The sequence below is a fragment of the Rhizobium acaciae genome (assembly GCF_025941625.1).
GTDB classification, from domain to species: Bacteria; Pseudomonadota; Alphaproteobacteria; order Rhizobiales; family Rhizobiaceae; genus Rhizobium; species Rhizobium acaciae.
In genome coordinates this window covers 347,748-359,652 of sequence record NZ_JAPCZO010000005.1, presented here as the reverse complement: position 1 = coordinate 359,652, position 11,905 = coordinate 347,748, and the positions used below count along the sequence as shown (strand labels likewise).

Below are 11,905 nucleotides of genomic sequence, written 5' to 3'. Positions count from 1 at the left end.
CTGGACGCCAATGGCAGCATTGGTATATCGAGGCAGGCGGGCGGCCAGCCCCGTCCTTCGAGGCCCATGCGGGGCGCCTCAGGATGAGGCTGGAGAGAGGTTGCGGCCCTGGTTTAACGGGAATCGCAACGGCAGGGCACACCGACTAGCCCTCATCCTGAGGTGCGCAGGCCAAAGGCCGGAGCCTCGAAGGACGAGGGCGGGTGGCTGGACGCCAATGGCAGCATTGGCATATCGAGGCAGGCGGGCGGCCAGCCTCGTCCTTCGAGGCCCCTGCGGGGCGCCTCAGGATGAGGCTGGAGAGAGGTCGCAGCCCCGGACACCCGAGTGGAGCCTTACCCCCCATCACCCACCCCTCGCCCCCCGCAACGCCGTCAACCCTCTCCGCAGCCACAGCAACTGCTGCGGCGGCATCTGGCGCAAATGTTCGTAATCCATCACCGTGACGTTATAGACCGTGCTTCTCACCTGCGGCCCGTCGGGGCAGCGGAGCAGGATGCCCTGCAGTGCCATCATGCGGTTGCTGGCCTTGCGGGCGCGGTCGGCGAAGGTTTCGGTCTGCTCGCCTTCGTGGCCTTTGACGGCAAAGAGCGATTGCGCCCTCGGGCTCGGGGCCGGGATGCCTGTGGTCTTGTGGTAGCGGGCGATCGCCTCGGCATAGTCGTCGCCGGCCTGGCGCTGCTCGGCGGTGATCAGGCCGTCGAGGAACATGCGGCCGAGGGTGTAGCCGGCAAAGGGGCTCTTGACCGTCTCGTCATCAACCGTCCGGCCGAAGCCGTGGATGCGGCGGCGGGCTGATATCGCCACGCTGACATTCTCCTTCTCGGTTTCGAAGGGCTTGATCTTGCCGCAGGGAAAACGCTCGACATTTTCCTTGCGCGGACGGCCGGCGCCCTTGTTGACCCGTCCTGTCTTCACCTTGGTGGCCTTGCCGCCCATGCTGATCGTCCTTCTATCGAATGATGCCGTTTCTGAGTGCCGCGGCGACCAGCGCCGTATCCTTGAAGACGCCGAGCCGCGCCTTGGCGTTGGCAATGTGCGTGTTCACGGTGATGTGGGAGATGCCGAGAATGGTGCCGATCTCGGCGGCCGTCTTGCCCGCCGCCATCCAGCGGATCACTTCGGTTTCGCGTGGGGTGACGTTGCTCATGGCTCTGCAGGCCCATCGATGCAGGGCACGCGCGGCATCGTCACATGCGCGCCGGACATGGTCACCCGCGTGACGCGGTCGGGGTGGCGGATCGGCTGGACCGGCGGGCCCGCCTTCGGCTGCGGATGCCAGGTGTCCTGCCTCGAGGGGAACCTGTCGCGGTTGCGATGTGCCATGTTGATGACGGTGTTCTTCTTCGAGCCGAAGAGGTTGGCGATCTCTCTCGCCGACAGCCCTTCCTTCCAGAGCTTTTCCGCCTTGACGATCTTGTCTTCCGTCCAAAAGGTGATGGTCATCTCACTGCCTCCTCGTGTCGTGCGGCCCTTGCAATGATCGGGTTGTCGGGAAACATCTTGGCGAGCTCCCGCTTGGCGCTGCGGCTGCCATTGGCGGCGTCGCGCAGCAACTGCATCTTGTAGGCCGGCACTTTCGGCTGCAGCACCTCGGGCTCCGCCTCCATGCGCGGCCGGCTCTCCGCCTCGATCGCCGCCTGCTGATTGCGGCATTGCTCGGCAAAACTGGCTGAGCTCGGGGCGAAAGCGCGGTTATGATCCCTGACCTTTCCGGAGATGAAGAGTTTGGCCGCCTGCCAGACAGCCTCCAGCGGGATGCCCTCGATCGCCACGAGATAGGCGCGGATCTGCATGTCGGGATCAGTGCCTGCGGACGCCGGGAAACCCGAAAGCATCCCAGCTATGATCTTCACCGGAGAGGAAATCTCTTGCGGCATCCACTGTCGTCCTTCTCGTGCTGCTGTTGATCGACCCGGCCTCCCTCGCCTTCTCCTTGAGGTACCAGTCGCATTTGATCGCCTGCCAGCCGCGGAAGATCTGCATCTCGGCGGCGCCGACCGGGTCGCCGGTCATAAGATATTCCCTCGCCTGCATCCGCGCGGCATAAGCCGTCAGCGGCTTCTTCAGCGTGCGCTTGCGGTGCTCGATGATCGCTGCCGCGAGCTCCTCCCCCAGCACCGGGCCGAGGATCTCCATGATCTCCTGGCTCACTGTGTCCTTACCCATGCGATGTCCCTTTCCCGCTTGAGATGGCCTCTTCAAACCCGCAGCCTCCGCCGCCCGCCGGTAAAATTCACCGGGGCGCCGGGCTTGGCGGTGCGGCGGGGAAACCGCCTGTTCTCTGCGCCGGCATGGTCCTGCTGGGCGGTGTCGCCCTTCTCGGCGCTTCGAAGCCGGTGGATCTCGGTTTCCACCGACGGCACCGACACCCCGAGGATGGTAGCGATTTCGAGATAGTCCCGGCCGGAGCGGAAGAGTTCGAGCGCGTTCATGTGCGTGCTTTGCTGCGCTGGCGCGGCCTCGGCCTGGATGCTCATCGCTTGATCCTTCTTTCCGATTTCAAGCGCGGCTCGTTCCCGCCGGAGCGGGTGGCTCGTCCCGTGCTTGATTCAAATTCATCGATGACGACCGGAGCCGGCTCTGGGAGCAAAGGCTCCGGTCGTCTGCCAGGCCGCCGCCTGGGTCGGACACGACACAGTCGCGCCCGGTGGGTACGGCATGCCGCGCCCGGTGGGCACGACACGGTCGCGCCCGAGATGCTGGCGTCGCCGAGGGAGGGCGACGACGCCAGCCACCGATAGCCGTCAGGGAGGGGCTGGGCTATCGGGGTTGGAGATCGGCTGAGCGCCGGGGAAAATCTCCCGCATCTCTTTCGGTCTCGTCGGCCGGTCGCAATTTTCGCAGTGACGCTCGATTACCTCGGCGATCGACAGCGCCTTGCCGCACATCGGGCAGCCGGTGTAGCGGGCGGCTGTTGCGGTGGAGATGGTCATAGCGATTCCACCTCCCGGTTGGCGTTCAGCACCTGCTGCAGGGCCTTGGCGAGGAAAGGGATATCCTCGTTGCGAACTGATATCACCGACATCCGCCCTCCCCTTGGGCCTTGCGGCCGGTGAATGACGACACCGGTCGGCATGACGTCCATGGCGAGCCGCTCTTCGCTTGAGATGGTGAACCTCATGGTGCCATCTCCGCAGTAGGAAAGGCCCGCCCGTTGTTGATGATGTCGGTGTGTTTCATAGCGATTAGGGTACAATTAATACCCGTAATGTCAAGCACATTAGGGCATGACATGTACCTTATTTTAGGGTATTTTTTATATCATGTTGAAAGATCAGGAACAATTTGAGCGCGAAGAACGCGCAAAGCGCCTTGTCATGGCCAGGAAGAATGCTGGCTTTGCCGGGCCGAAGGCGATCGTCGATCGGCTCGGCTGGAATGCCAATGTCTACAAGGCGCATGAATCCGGCCGCAACGGCTTCGGCATAGCTGACGCGAAGAAGTATGCCCGCGCTTTCAAGGTCAATCTCAACTGGCTGCAGTTCGGCGCCGGCAACGCGCTCGATCCGGATGAGCTGCCCGCCTCCGTTGCCGACGTGCCGAAGATCTCCTGGGTCAGCGCCGGCCAACTGAGCGAGCAGGCGCCGATCACCGATTTTTCGGAATTCCCGACGATCGCCGCCCTCGATCTGCCCGATGGCGAATGGATCGCGCTCGAGGTCGAAGGCAATTCGATGAACAAGATCTCGCCGCCCGGCTCGATCATCTTCGTCAATCTGCGCGACAAGCGCCTGGCGCCGAACGCGCTTTATGTCGTCGCCGACGAAACGGGTGCTGCAACCTACAAGCGCTATCGCCCGAACGACGACCCGCCCTTCCAGCCGGCGTCCTACGAGGACGTGCCGCCACCGGAATTCCAGGGCGCCGTCACCATCGTCGGCCGCGTCCGCCGATCGATCATCGAGATGTAGGGGGCTCGGAATTAATGCCGCGAACCAACCATATTTCAATAGGAAAAACAGGATGATCCGCCCTTCCTCACGCGCCGGCCGAATCTGGTTCTATATCGTCACACTAGCGGTGTTGCTCCTGGCGTACAGCGCCGTGCGCGAGATGTACGGCCTGTAGGATTTCGCTCCTGAGCTCGCAGATCCTCTAGCCAGGATCACGAGGGGTATCGGGAGGATTCATCCTCTGAAACCAAAAATTGCGGAAGCTCCGAATGCCGTTCGCGCACCACCCTCGTCACCGCCACCAGGATGGAGCGGATAGCCTCGGAGAGAACATGTCCTTCGGCAGCGTCCTCCATGGACCTTAAAAATTCGGTGATTGCATCCAGACCCACCTCGATCACCTCGTCGGTGATTTCGATTTCATGCGCATGGCCGGCCTCCTTTTTTGCCTTCATCATCTACTCCAACTTCAGTTCTCTATCCTCTCTCTTCAGCTTAGGAGGAGAAGGTTCCTGAAGGCTGGTGAGGGAGGGTTCCGGCCAAAGCTTCCCCCTACCCCATGAGCAAAGCCCATGAAGCCGGGAGAGCATTGGCCAAGTCCTGAAGGCCGGAGCCGGGATGGGACACGTGCCAGAGGGGCCATTCGCTTCGCCCTCGTCCTGATTTTCTGACAGCGCACTTAAGGACTTTCGCTTCCCGCGCCGCTGGGCTTCGTCAGCTCGGGAGTTGCACCCGGTCGCCCAATCACTTGCCCCAGACATAGACCTATGATTCGTACCTCGTCAATCTATGGGGTATTTTTTATACCTTTCATGGTTGACGCAGTCGGGTATGATATATACCTTTCCCTCACAAGCCGATCAGAGGCGCGAGAGGACAGGCGATGCAGCACATCCGCAATATCGAGACCGAGGAGAGCAAGCGGGATGCCCGCTGGAATGCGGCGCGCACGATGGGCGACTGCCGCGCCTATATGGCGAACGAAGCCCAGCGCATGGGCGCCCTCGGCTTTGCCTTTCTGCGCCGTCCCGAACATTCGATCCGCGGCCCGTCCTGGCTGCGGGGTGCTGCCGCCAGCGTCGAGGAGCACTACCGCTATGCCCGCGAGATCATGGGCATCACCGATACCGATCAGCTTTACGCCTGAGGAGAACGGAGATGTCAGCCGCCAGTCCCGCACCAGAGCCATCGACCGACAGCCCTTCCCTTCCTGCCGCCCGGCGGACCGGGGCAACCGAAAAGACCCGCTTCACGGCCGGGGCACCCGATCTCTTGCCGGCGCTGGTGGAGGCCGAACGCTTTTTCGATGGCAGCGACGATCACGGCTGCCCGCTTCACCAGAAGATCCTCGCCGCCATCGACACGGTGAAAGGCGGTGCGGCATGAGCGATTGCCTGATCAAGGCCTTTTCCGGCTGCGCCTGCCCGCCCGGCGAATGCGCGAAAAAGCCGGTCACCCCACCGCCGGTCACCTTCGTCTCGTGGCGGATCCAGGCCATCGCCTGCCTCACCTTCGGCGTCCTCGCGGCGATCGTATCGGCCGCCTGGATGGAGACACAGTTCAAAACCCGGGATCTGCGAAGCCAGGAACAGGTATCATGGAAGTGAGCCATGGCTTTTGCCGACACCGCCGGTCAGGAGCTGAACTTGATGTCGCTCGCCTTCGCCGCGGTGATGAATGCGCGGCGCACCTGCTCGGGCCCGGCGGCATCATTGAACACATCAAGCACAAGCCGTTCGGCCACCTTAGCCGCCGGCGTCTGCTCGGGCCAGTCATTCAGCAAAGTGTTGCCCGCCTGCACGACATTGTAGACGGTTCGGGTCTTCCCATTGATGGTGATTTTCACCGGTTTGAAGCTTCGTCGCTTGCTCATGATGCAGCCCCTCACGCTGGACACGCGACTCAACGAATCACTTGGGGACTCGTTCCGGTTGAGATGATTCTTTGTTCGCCAGCCGGGCGCCGAGCCCGATGTCCTCCGCCCGCATGACAGAGCAGGGCTCGGATGCGTGCGAGAATGCGGCAGATGAAGCCCGAACCGGGAGGCAACACAATGGACCTTCAGAGTCTCGTCGCCGCGCATATGCCAAACCGCCGCCGCCCGATGCCGATGGGTGCTTCGGCCGAGGACCGATACTACCGAAATCAGATCACCCTGCCGCGCCTGAAGCTTCGGCTTCTCGGGCTGACTGCCGCGACCGCCGGCCTGACGCTGTTTCTGGCCGGCGTCATCAAGGCATGAGGTGCCGTCATGCTCCGACAGAGCGATCATGCTATGCTGCGATCCGTTGTGGGGGACCGCGCGATGGACGACAGCGAGGCTGACCGGGCGGCGATCATGGCCGTGATCCGCGCCGAAACCGAGGCCTGGCTGCAGCGGGATTTCGAGGCGCTGGCGAGCCACTGGGTGCAGTCGCCGCAGACCCGGCGGATGGAATCTTTCATCTCGCTCGGCGTCCGCGTGGACGAAGGCTGGGACCCGATCGCTGCGCGGATCAAGAAGATCGTCGAGCGTTTCCCGGAGAAACACGCCTTTTCGGAGCGCGTCCGCTGGGAAAAGGTCAACATCGTCGTCGTCGGCAACATGGCCTGGATGACCTTCGATCAGATCGGCAGCGACATCGGCGACGATCGCAAGCGCCAGCTCAGAATCCTCCACCGGATCGACGGCGCCTGGAAGATCGGCTGCATGGTGATGATGGAGAGCAGCGTCGAGGCGGCGAACTGCCCGCTGATCGAGGTCGCCGCGGATGCAAGGATCCTCTGGACGAACCGGCTGGCGCGGGAGCGGATGCCTGGCCATCCCGGGCTCGTCGCCGCTGCCGGCCGCCTGCGTGCCCGGCAGCGCGAACGCGACCCTGCGCTGCGCGAGGCGGTGCGCCTGGCGTTCCGCGAGCTGCAGAGCCAGAGACCGCTGAACATCGCGCCGAAGCAGGCCTGGGCGGTGGCGCTCGGCGAAGACGCGGCGGGGATTCCGCTCCACTGCTGGGTCCTGCTCGAGGACGGCAAGGTGCTGGTCTCCTTCGACGACGCCGAGACGCTGGTGCGCCGGATCGCCAGCGCGCGGGAGGTTTTCGGCCTCTCGCCGGCGCAGACCCGGCTTGCGCGCCTGATCGTCGATGGCCATGACCTCGCCGCCGCCGCCGATCGGCTCGGGGTCAGTGTCAACACGTTGCGCACCCAGTTGAAGCGGATCTTCGACAAAACCGGCGTCCGCAGCCAGGCGGCATTGGTCCGGGTGCTGCTGAGCGCCGGGGCTCCGAGCCAATAGGCTCGACCGCCGGCGTCTGGCCGGACCTTCACCCATGCGGAGCCGATGTACCGTTCCTGTTCAGCCGTGCCTCGGTTATAACTTTCCTGCAGAAAAATTATAACCAGAGGAAGGGCGGGCTTTCGGCTGGTTGATTCTAAAGCGCCACTGCACCCTTGGAAATTCCTCCTCTTGAGTTCGTCGGCGTCAATGTCTACTTTGACCATATATGGTCATTTAAGAAGGAAGCCGCAATGTCGACAATCAGCGTGGCAGAGGCAAAGGCCGGTTTCGCCGGTCTGGTGGATGAAGCGGCAAACGGAGAATTCGTGACGATCACGCGGCACGGAAAGCCCGCTGCCGTGCTTGTGTCCGTCGAAGCGGCCGAGGCGGCGAAAAGGGCTTTGAAGAAGCCACGGCCGAATTTCGGGGATTTCCTGTTGACGTTTCCCGGCGGGGTCGAGCTGGAGCGGAACCCTTCGAAAATGCGGGATATCGATCTGTGACCGCCTACCTTCTCGACACGAACATCATTTCGAAGTTCGCGCCGGGCAAGGTGCCGCCGTCCGATCCGGTGCGGGCATGGTTTCATGAGCAGGGCGAAGCCGATGCTCTCTTTCTGTCGGCTCTATCGGTCGCGGAGATCGAGAAGGGAATGCGGAGCCTTCACCGCCGCGGCGGGATCGAGCGGGCAAAGCGCCTTTCGGCATGGCTGGATTTCATCACCGAGAGTTTCGGCGATCGGATCTTGCCTATGGATACCGTTGTCGCGCGCATCGTCGGCGCCCTGGAAGATGAAGCCGAAAGCCAGGGCCGTCATCCCGGGCTTGGCGATCTCATTATCGCGGCGACCGCGCGCGCCTACGACCTCACTGTCATTACGGAAAACTTGCGGCATTTCCAGCCGCTTGATGTGGTTGTCGATCTTCCCGCCGCGTTCCGGTCGGAATGATCGTCACCGACACTGCCAAGACGCCGCCGACCGGATTATGGAGGCACTCATTGCTCGTCAGCTCGCGCCGGAGGTTTCCGCGTCCATCTGACCGGACCGGGGGCAAAGGCGCTCCGTCAAGTTCTGGAGGAGCGTATTGCGGGCGCCGTTCTGAACGAGATCAATGGCAAGGGTCAGGGCGCGGTGGCCTTCGTTGCTATCGATCTCACAGTGGTTCTTCGTACACCACTGCCCAACCGCAGTGACGACGAGTTCGATGTCTTGATCGGACAATGTAATGAGGGATTGAAGCATTTCGATGCCTCCAAAATCCGATAGAAGCGCCTACGGTCATGCCAGGGGATGAAACCGAGTCGCTAATGATGAGCAGTGGACGTCGTTGCGTTGACCTGCAGCGAATGAGGGCTGTCAAATCTTGTGATCAGCAACGTAGCCAGTTCCTCCGGCGTCCTGTGCCCCTGGCTAAAAAGATCGATAGCCGCACTACAGAGCAATTGCGTTGCTCCTTCCGTCGGTGTGACGTGATTATGCTGGTACCAGGTCCGCACAGCCTCCGTCAGCACGTTCACGTCCTTCGTCTGGAGCGAGAGATTGAAATCGATCATATCATCCTCCTACGCGGCGCCGCTCCGGGTTAGTCTTGAGTTGAAGCCCACATTAAAACTTAATCCAATGACTTCTCGATGCCAACTATCAGTGCGATTGCGCACAGTGGCCGCAGGGGCATCGGCACGGATGACGAAAGCATGCCCGATGCAGTTGATCTGAACGCCGCGGAACGGCAAAATAGGCGACTTATCCTGCCGGGCTTTGAAGGATTTCGAATGCCACGCTTCTACTTCAACATTCTGTCTGAAGCAGGATCGCTCGACGACTTGGAAGGAACCGAGCTTGCTGATCTGGATGCCGCTCGCATTGAAGCGGTGCGTGATGCGCGTGCATTGATGAGCAGTGCCGTGCTGCTCGGATATGACATTGCGTCAAGAAGCGTCGAGATCAGAAACGAAACAGGCGATATCCTGCTCGTGTTGCCGTTTTCGGAAGCGGTTAAGCGAGTGGGCTGATCTACCCGGCGCGGAGCGGAAGACCCAGCAACTTTTCATATTCGCGCTCCGGCACTCCATAGCAGCCACCGGCGATTTCGATCAATTTTTCCCTGTCCACTATTCGCACGTTTCCGCGGGTCGATCGGATGGCGTGGACGCCCTCAAGCATGTGCAGCTCGTTGGTGACGCCCGAACGCCGAACGCCGAGCATCAATGCCAGAAATTCATGGGTAATGGCCAGGTTGTTGCCTTCAAGGCGGTCGTGACACATGAGGATCCACCGAGCCAGCCGTTCATGCATATTGTAGCGGGCGTTCGCGAGCGCCGAATGGGCGAGCTGCAGCACGGTTGTGTGAACATAGCGAAGGAAGAAATCCTTCATCTCGGGATCATCGGCGAGCGCGCGCTGAAACGTCTCCATCGGCACCATAATTCCCGACCCTGCGACTTGCATGAATGTGCGCGTGGGGGTGGTCTCTACTGCCAGGACGACGTGCATGCCGGATGCGCCTTCGCGCCCGATGTGGCCAATTTCCACCACTTCTTCGTCGGTGCTGCTGACAACCATGGATCCCAGGCCTCTTTCCAAGAAGCAGACATGCGTGGTTGGGACGTCGCTGGCGACAAGAACGTGCCGTAGTGGCAGGTCAATGCGCTCCATCCCCTCCGAGAGGCGTGCGAAGCGGTCTATACTCAAAATTTTCAGCAGGGTATTTTCGACAGTCGATTGGTCAATGTGGGTCATAGAGGCTCCGCATGGGGAGCTTGGATGTCAAACCAAACGCCTGTGAGTTGGTGAAAAACTACGGGACGGCCGTTGGTTTGACCATAGGTCCCGAGGAAGTGTGCGTTTATGACAAAACCGCACATAAGCCGCTGAAATTGTTGACGATCAGCGGCGAAAAAATCGGTAGCGACCTTTCGATACCGATCAAAGACCTTAGCACCTTTTGCCTCGGCATGCGCGCTCATTGCGACAGGACGAGCGATTCACAATAGAAATATCTGCCTTTTGTGGGATTATTGACAGAAGTCGCAATCAATCTCGCCAGCCAAGTCGGCGGCAATGCGCTTCGGCGGTCAGGACGCCCGCCTTTCGGTCGGCATAGGGACCCGGCAGATAGACCATGACTCCGCGGAAACTGACGATCACCGCCCTTGTCACGCTATCGAAGACGATAGCCATATCTGGCTCGTAGGCCATTTGTTTTCCTGACGGCGTTTACTCCATCGAGATGTGCTCTTATTCGGATGAAGCAAGGTGCCGACAGCATCCTCCAGGCGCAGGGCGCTTGGTGCGGAACCGCACAGGAACTCTTCCGACCATCCGTCGTTTGGCCATAAGGATCGCACAGGTTCCCCCTCATATGACGGGGCCGTACGCCAACCCTTCCCTCCTGTGCGATCCGTCCGTTCCCAATTTGCCCCGTTTCGGCGGGGCTCCTTTTTGATCCACAGCGGGCAAGGCGCGAGGACAGGGATCGCATGAATCAAACGGTGAAATCCGGAGGAACTTTGGGCTGAGATCAGCAGAAACGAAAAACCCCGCCGGAGCGGGGTTTCTAGCTGGTCGGAGTGGAGTGATTCGAACACTCGACCCCCACGTCCCGAACGTGGTGCGCTACCAGACTGCGCTACACTCCGTGACCAGCGGCGCTTCTATAGAACAGCCTATCTGGTTGCACAAGCACCAAATTCCAAAAAGCCGGCGGAAATTTTGACGGGGTTGTGACAGGTCTTGAGGTCGGCGGCTGCAGCAAAAAGCCACACCTGCCGCAAATCGAACGGAAGTCTCAAAGGAGCAATTTTCTTTTGTCGGGTTCCACGCTAAAGGGCAGACAGGACAGGCGAAAACGCTCACGAGGGCGGCTTCGCAGCCAATGCGCTAGAGATCAGGGACGACACGATGAATTTCCGCACCATGACCGCGGCCGGGCTTGCCATTGCGCTTGCCGGATGCACGACCATACCTTCCGCCGGCAACCCGATCGAGGCCCGCTGGGTCGGCAAATCGGCCGGCGTCTTCTTTGCCGCCTACGGCCCGCCGATCAGCGACAGCGAGCAGGGCTCGACCACCGTCTATACCTGGCGCGGCGGCTACAAGACCGTGCGCATTCCGGCGAAATATGCCGAAGGCGCCGACGGCAAGCGCGGCAAGCAGATTTCCTCCGCCCGCACCACCTATCTGCGCTGCCAGGCCGAAATCACCACCAACTCCGATTACACGATCCGCGACATCCGCACCGTCGCCGACATCCCGGGCGTCAACGGCCCGTCCTATTGCGCAGAGTTCCTGGCGCCGGAACAGAAGTAACGGACGGTTTGTTTGAGATGCGAAGCAGGCGGCCCGGGTGCCGTCTCAGTCTGTTGACGGACTTCGCTCTTTACTCGGCGTCATCCTCGGCCTTGTGCCGAGCATCTGCTGCACTGGCTGCAGATGCTCGGGACGAGGCTTTGCTATCAGGTTCGCGCCAAGGCTGCCTGTTGTGTCTCGCCCCACCTCTCCTCCGTCATTGCTGTGCTCGTCACAGGAATCCAGTGCGCCCAAGTCCTTGGGCGCGGGAGAACCTGCTTCACTGTATGAGAGTCATTCACCGCGCAGACACGCGGTGGCTGGATTCCTGTGACGAGCACAGGAATGAGGGAGATTGGGCGTGGCGCTCTCACCAGACTTCGCACCGTCCGCCAGTTCGTAGGTAGCAGATCCTCGGCACAAGGCCGAGGATGACGCCGAGTAGAGAGCGAGGTTGTCTACAAACTC

Annotated in this window: 24 protein-coding genes and 1 tRNA gene; 10 read left to right on the top strand and 15 right to left on the bottom strand. The window is 61.3% G+C overall.

What is annotated here, in order from left to right; translation table 11 throughout:
• Positions 1–345 precede the first annotated feature (345 nt).
• The 8 genes from OLZ32_RS11060 to OLZ32_RS11025 form a co-directional block, all read right to left on the bottom strand.
• Entirely contained in the window at positions 346–939 is a 594-nt protein-coding gene (locus OLZ32_RS11060; protein ID WP_264421117.1) for a hypothetical protein, read from the bottom strand.
• Positions 940–952: 13 nt separating this feature from the next.
• Entirely contained in the window at positions 953–1,150 is a 198-nt protein-coding gene (locus OLZ32_RS11055) for a response regulator transcription factor (RefSeq protein WP_003546099.1), read from the bottom strand.
• A complete protein-coding gene (locus tag OLZ32_RS11050; protein WP_018069192.1) occupies positions 1,147–1,446 on the bottom strand; it encodes a GcrA family cell cycle regulator in 300 nt (99 codons plus the stop codon). The genes OLZ32_RS11055 and OLZ32_RS11050 overlap by 4 nt, the downstream gene beginning before the upstream one ends.
• Positions 1,443–1,838 (bottom strand): hypothetical protein, encoded by a 396-nt coding sequence (locus OLZ32_RS11045; protein WP_264421125.1) that lies wholly within the window; start codon positions 1,836–1,838, stop codon positions 1,443–1,445. Before OLZ32_RS11045 ends, OLZ32_RS11050 begins: the two co-directional genes overlap by 4 nt.
• Positions 1,804–2,169: a hypothetical protein gene (locus OLZ32_RS11040; protein WP_130786576.1), complete on the bottom strand. Its 366-nt coding sequence runs from the start codon at positions 2,167–2,169 to the stop codon at positions 1,804–1,806. The genes OLZ32_RS11045 and OLZ32_RS11040 overlap by 35 nt, the downstream gene beginning before the upstream one ends.
• Before the next feature lie 32 nt (positions 2,170–2,201).
• The gene (locus tag OLZ32_RS11035) at positions 2,202–2,480 is read right to left on the bottom strand and encodes a sigma-70 region 4 domain-containing protein (RefSeq protein WP_264421111.1); all 279 of its coding nucleotides are present in this window, start codon (positions 2,478–2,480) and stop codon (positions 2,202–2,204) included.
• 267 nt (positions 2,481–2,747) lie between these two features.
• Positions 2,748–2,936, bottom strand: a complete 189-nt coding sequence (locus OLZ32_RS11030; RefSeq protein ID WP_264421110.1) for a hypothetical protein — start codon at positions 2,934–2,936, stop codon at positions 2,748–2,750.
• Positions 2,933–3,124: a hypothetical protein gene (locus OLZ32_RS11025; protein WP_003557274.1), complete on the bottom strand. Its 192-nt coding sequence runs from the start codon at positions 3,122–3,124 to the stop codon at positions 2,933–2,935. The genes OLZ32_RS11030 and OLZ32_RS11025 overlap by 4 nt, the downstream gene beginning before the upstream one ends.
• 142 nt (positions 3,125–3,266) lie before the next feature.
• Between OLZ32_RS11025 and OLZ32_RS11020 the strand changes: the two genes are divergently transcribed.
• On the top strand, positions 3,267–3,914 hold the full coding sequence (locus tag OLZ32_RS11020; protein WP_264421109.1) for a S24 family peptidase: 648 nt from the start codon (positions 3,267–3,269) through the stop codon (positions 3,912–3,914).
• Positions 3,915–4,108: 194 nt separating this feature from the next.
• Here OLZ32_RS11020 and OLZ32_RS11015 read toward each other — a convergent pair whose 3' ends face one another.
• Positions 4,109–4,351 carry a hypothetical protein gene (locus OLZ32_RS11015; RefSeq protein WP_264421108.1) on the bottom strand — a complete coding sequence of 81 codons (243 nt, stop codon included), beginning with the start codon at positions 4,349–4,351 and terminating at the stop codon, positions 4,109–4,111.
• A 428-nt stretch (positions 4,352–4,779) separates the two neighbouring features.
• Between OLZ32_RS11015 and OLZ32_RS11010 the strand changes: the two genes are divergently transcribed.
• From OLZ32_RS11010 to OLZ32_RS11000, 3 genes are read left to right on the top strand one after another with little or no spacing between them, the layout of a single operon-like run.
• Positions 4,780–5,043, top strand: a complete 264-nt coding sequence (locus OLZ32_RS11010; protein WP_130708764.1) for a hypothetical protein — start codon at positions 4,780–4,782, stop codon at positions 5,041–5,043.
• Between the two features lie 11 nt (positions 5,044–5,054).
• Positions 5,055–5,282, top strand: coding sequence for a hypothetical protein (locus tag OLZ32_RS11005; protein ID WP_264399821.1), 228 nt, complete (start codon positions 5,055–5,057; stop codon positions 5,280–5,282).
• Positions 5,279–5,503 (top strand): hypothetical protein, encoded by a 225-nt coding sequence (locus tag OLZ32_RS11000; RefSeq protein ID WP_264421105.1) that lies wholly within the window; start codon positions 5,279–5,281, stop codon positions 5,501–5,503. Before OLZ32_RS11005 ends, OLZ32_RS11000 begins: the two co-directional genes overlap by 4 nt.
• Before the next feature lie 26 nt (positions 5,504–5,529).
• On the opposite strand, the gene OLZ32_RS10995 is transcribed toward OLZ32_RS11000, so the two are convergent.
• On the bottom strand, positions 5,530–5,769 hold the full coding sequence (locus OLZ32_RS10995) for a DUF982 domain-containing protein (protein WP_003546088.1): 240 nt from the start codon (positions 5,767–5,769) through the stop codon (positions 5,530–5,532).
• A 180-nt stretch (positions 5,770–5,949) separates the two neighbouring features.
• Here OLZ32_RS10995 and OLZ32_RS10990 point away from each other — a divergent pair, with 180 nt between their 5' ends.
• From OLZ32_RS10990 to OLZ32_RS10975, 4 genes are all read left to right on the top strand, one after another.
• The gene (locus OLZ32_RS10990) at positions 5,950–6,138 is read left to right on the top strand and encodes a hypothetical protein (RefSeq protein WP_003546087.1); all 189 of its coding nucleotides are present in this window, start codon (positions 5,950–5,952) and stop codon (positions 6,136–6,138) included.
• A 9-nt stretch (positions 6,139–6,147) separates the two neighbouring features.
• Positions 6,148–7,167, top strand: a complete 1,020-nt coding sequence (locus tag OLZ32_RS10985) for a helix-turn-helix domain-containing protein (RefSeq protein WP_264421103.1) — start codon at positions 6,148–6,150, stop codon at positions 7,165–7,167.
• A gap of 233 nt (positions 7,168–7,400) precedes the next feature.
• Positions 7,401–7,652 carry a type II toxin-antitoxin system Phd/YefM family antitoxin gene (locus OLZ32_RS10980; RefSeq protein ID WP_003546085.1) on the top strand — a complete coding sequence of 84 codons (252 nt, stop codon included), beginning with the start codon at positions 7,401–7,403 and terminating at the stop codon, positions 7,650–7,652.
• A complete protein-coding gene (locus OLZ32_RS10975) occupies positions 7,649–8,098 on the top strand; it encodes a type II toxin-antitoxin system VapC family toxin (RefSeq protein WP_264421101.1) in 450 nt (149 codons plus the stop codon). The genes OLZ32_RS10980 and OLZ32_RS10975 overlap by 4 nt, the downstream gene beginning before the upstream one ends.
• A gap of 57 nt (positions 8,099–8,155) precedes the next feature.
• On the opposite strand, the gene OLZ32_RS10970 is transcribed toward OLZ32_RS10975, so the two are convergent.
• The gene (locus tag OLZ32_RS10970) at positions 8,156–8,392 is read right to left on the bottom strand and encodes a hypothetical protein (protein WP_264421099.1); all 237 of its coding nucleotides are present in this window, start codon (positions 8,390–8,392) and stop codon (positions 8,156–8,158) included.
• Between the two features lie 62 nt (positions 8,393–8,454).
• Positions 8,455–8,703 carry a hypothetical protein gene (locus OLZ32_RS10965; RefSeq protein WP_264399825.1) on the bottom strand — a complete coding sequence of 83 codons (249 nt, stop codon included), beginning with the start codon at positions 8,701–8,703 and terminating at the stop codon, positions 8,455–8,457.
• A 219-nt stretch (positions 8,704–8,922) separates the two neighbouring features.
• Between OLZ32_RS10965 and OLZ32_RS10960 the strand changes: the two genes are divergently transcribed.
• Positions 8,923–9,162, top strand: a complete 240-nt coding sequence (locus OLZ32_RS10960; RefSeq protein ID WP_406647972.1) for a DUF6894 family protein — start codon at positions 8,923–8,925, stop codon at positions 9,160–9,162.
• 1 nt (position 9,163) lies between these two features.
• Here OLZ32_RS10960 and OLZ32_RS10955 read toward each other — a convergent pair whose 3' ends face one another.
• From OLZ32_RS10955 to OLZ32_RS10945, 3 genes are all read right to left on the bottom strand, one after another.
• Entirely contained in the window at positions 9,164–9,889 is a 726-nt protein-coding gene (locus OLZ32_RS10955) for a Crp/Fnr family transcriptional regulator (RefSeq protein ID WP_264421097.1), read from the bottom strand.
• A gap of 294 nt (positions 9,890–10,183) precedes the next feature.
• Positions 10,184–10,348, bottom strand: coding sequence for a hypothetical protein (locus OLZ32_RS10950; RefSeq protein WP_264421095.1), 165 nt, complete (start codon positions 10,346–10,348; stop codon positions 10,184–10,186).
• A 363-nt stretch (positions 10,349–10,711) separates the two neighbouring features.
• Positions 10,712–10,788, bottom strand: a tRNA-Pro gene (locus OLZ32_RS10945).
• A gap of 262 nt (positions 10,789–11,050) precedes the next feature.
• On the opposite strand from OLZ32_RS10945, the gene OLZ32_RS10940 reads away from it, so the two are divergent.
• Positions 11,051–11,458, top strand: coding sequence for a hypothetical protein (locus tag OLZ32_RS10940; RefSeq protein ID WP_003546082.1), 408 nt, complete (start codon positions 11,051–11,053; stop codon positions 11,456–11,458).
• Positions 11,459–11,905 lie beyond the last annotated feature (447 nt).

What these genes read in the sequence shown, in the direction of transcription:
- OLZ32_RS11060 (WP_264421117.1), bottom strand. Translation starts at nt 939, where the DNA reads ATGGGCGGCAAGGCCACCAAGGTGAAGACAGGACGGGTCAACAAGGGC.
- OLZ32_RS11055 (WP_003546099.1), bottom strand. Translation starts at nt 1,150, where the DNA reads ATGAGCAACGTCACCCCACGCGAAACCGAAGTGATCCGCTGGATGGCG.
- OLZ32_RS11050 (WP_018069192.1), bottom strand. Translation starts at nt 1,446, where the DNA reads ATGACCATCACCTTTTGGACGGAAGACAAGATCGTCAAGGCGGAAAAG.
- OLZ32_RS11045 (WP_264421125.1), bottom strand. Translation starts at nt 1,838, where the DNA reads ATGCTTTCGGGTTTCCCGGCGTCCGCAGGCACTGATCCCGACATGCAG.
- OLZ32_RS11040 (WP_130786576.1), bottom strand. Translation starts at nt 2,169, where the DNA reads ATGGGTAAGGACACAGTGAGCCAGGAGATCATGGAGATCCTCGGCCCG.
- OLZ32_RS11035 (WP_264421111.1), bottom strand. Translation starts at nt 2,480, where the DNA reads ATGAGCATCCAGGCCGAGGCCGCGCCAGCGCAGCAAAGCACGCACATG.
- OLZ32_RS11030 (WP_264421110.1), bottom strand. Translation starts at nt 2,936, where the DNA reads ATGACCATCTCCACCGCAACAGCCGCCCGCTACACCGGCTGCCCGATG.
- OLZ32_RS11025 (WP_003557274.1), bottom strand. Translation starts at nt 3,124, where the DNA reads ATGAGGTTCACCATCTCAAGCGAAGAGCGGCTCGCCATGGACGTCATG.
- OLZ32_RS11020 (WP_264421109.1), top strand. Translation starts at nt 3,267, where the DNA reads ATGTTGAAAGATCAGGAACAATTTGAGCGCGAAGAACGCGCAAAGCGC.
- OLZ32_RS11015 (WP_264421108.1), bottom strand. Translation starts at nt 4,351, where the DNA reads ATGAAGGCAAAAAAGGAGGCCGGCCATGCGCATGAAATCGAAATCACC.
- OLZ32_RS11010 (WP_130708764.1), top strand. Translation starts at nt 4,780, where the DNA reads ATGCAGCACATCCGCAATATCGAGACCGAGGAGAGCAAGCGGGATGCC.
- OLZ32_RS11005 (WP_264399821.1), top strand. Translation starts at nt 5,055, where the DNA reads ATGTCAGCCGCCAGTCCCGCACCAGAGCCATCGACCGACAGCCCTTCC.
- OLZ32_RS11000 (WP_264421105.1), top strand. Translation starts at nt 5,279, where the DNA reads ATGAGCGATTGCCTGATCAAGGCCTTTTCCGGCTGCGCCTGCCCGCCC.
- OLZ32_RS10995 (WP_003546088.1), bottom strand. Translation starts at nt 5,769, where the DNA reads ATGAGCAAGCGACGAAGCTTCAAACCGGTGAAAATCACCATCAATGGG.
- OLZ32_RS10990 (WP_003546087.1), top strand. Translation starts at nt 5,950, where the DNA reads ATGGACCTTCAGAGTCTCGTCGCCGCGCATATGCCAAACCGCCGCCGC.
- OLZ32_RS10985 (WP_264421103.1), top strand. Translation starts at nt 6,148, where the DNA reads ATGCTCCGACAGAGCGATCATGCTATGCTGCGATCCGTTGTGGGGGAC.
- OLZ32_RS10980 (WP_003546085.1), top strand. Translation starts at nt 7,401, where the DNA reads ATGTCGACAATCAGCGTGGCAGAGGCAAAGGCCGGTTTCGCCGGTCTG.
- OLZ32_RS10970 (WP_264421099.1), bottom strand. Translation starts at nt 8,392, where the DNA reads ATGCTTCAATCCCTCATTACATTGTCCGATCAAGACATCGAACTCGTC.
- OLZ32_RS10965 (WP_264399825.1), bottom strand. Translation starts at nt 8,703, where the DNA reads ATGATCGATTTCAATCTCTCGCTCCAGACGAAGGACGTGAACGTGCTG.
- OLZ32_RS10960 (WP_406647972.1), top strand. Translation starts at nt 8,923, where the DNA reads ATGCCACGCTTCTACTTCAACATTCTGTCTGAAGCAGGATCGCTCGAC.
- OLZ32_RS10955 (WP_264421097.1), bottom strand. Translation starts at nt 9,889, where the DNA reads ATGACCCACATTGACCAATCGACTGTCGAAAATACCCTGCTGAAAATT.
- OLZ32_RS10950 (WP_264421095.1), bottom strand. Translation starts at nt 10,348, where the DNA reads ATGGCCTACGAGCCAGATATGGCTATCGTCTTCGATAGCGTGACAAGG.
- OLZ32_RS10940 (WP_003546082.1), top strand. Translation starts at nt 11,051, where the DNA reads ATGAATTTCCGCACCATGACCGCGGCCGGGCTTGCCATTGCGCTTGCC.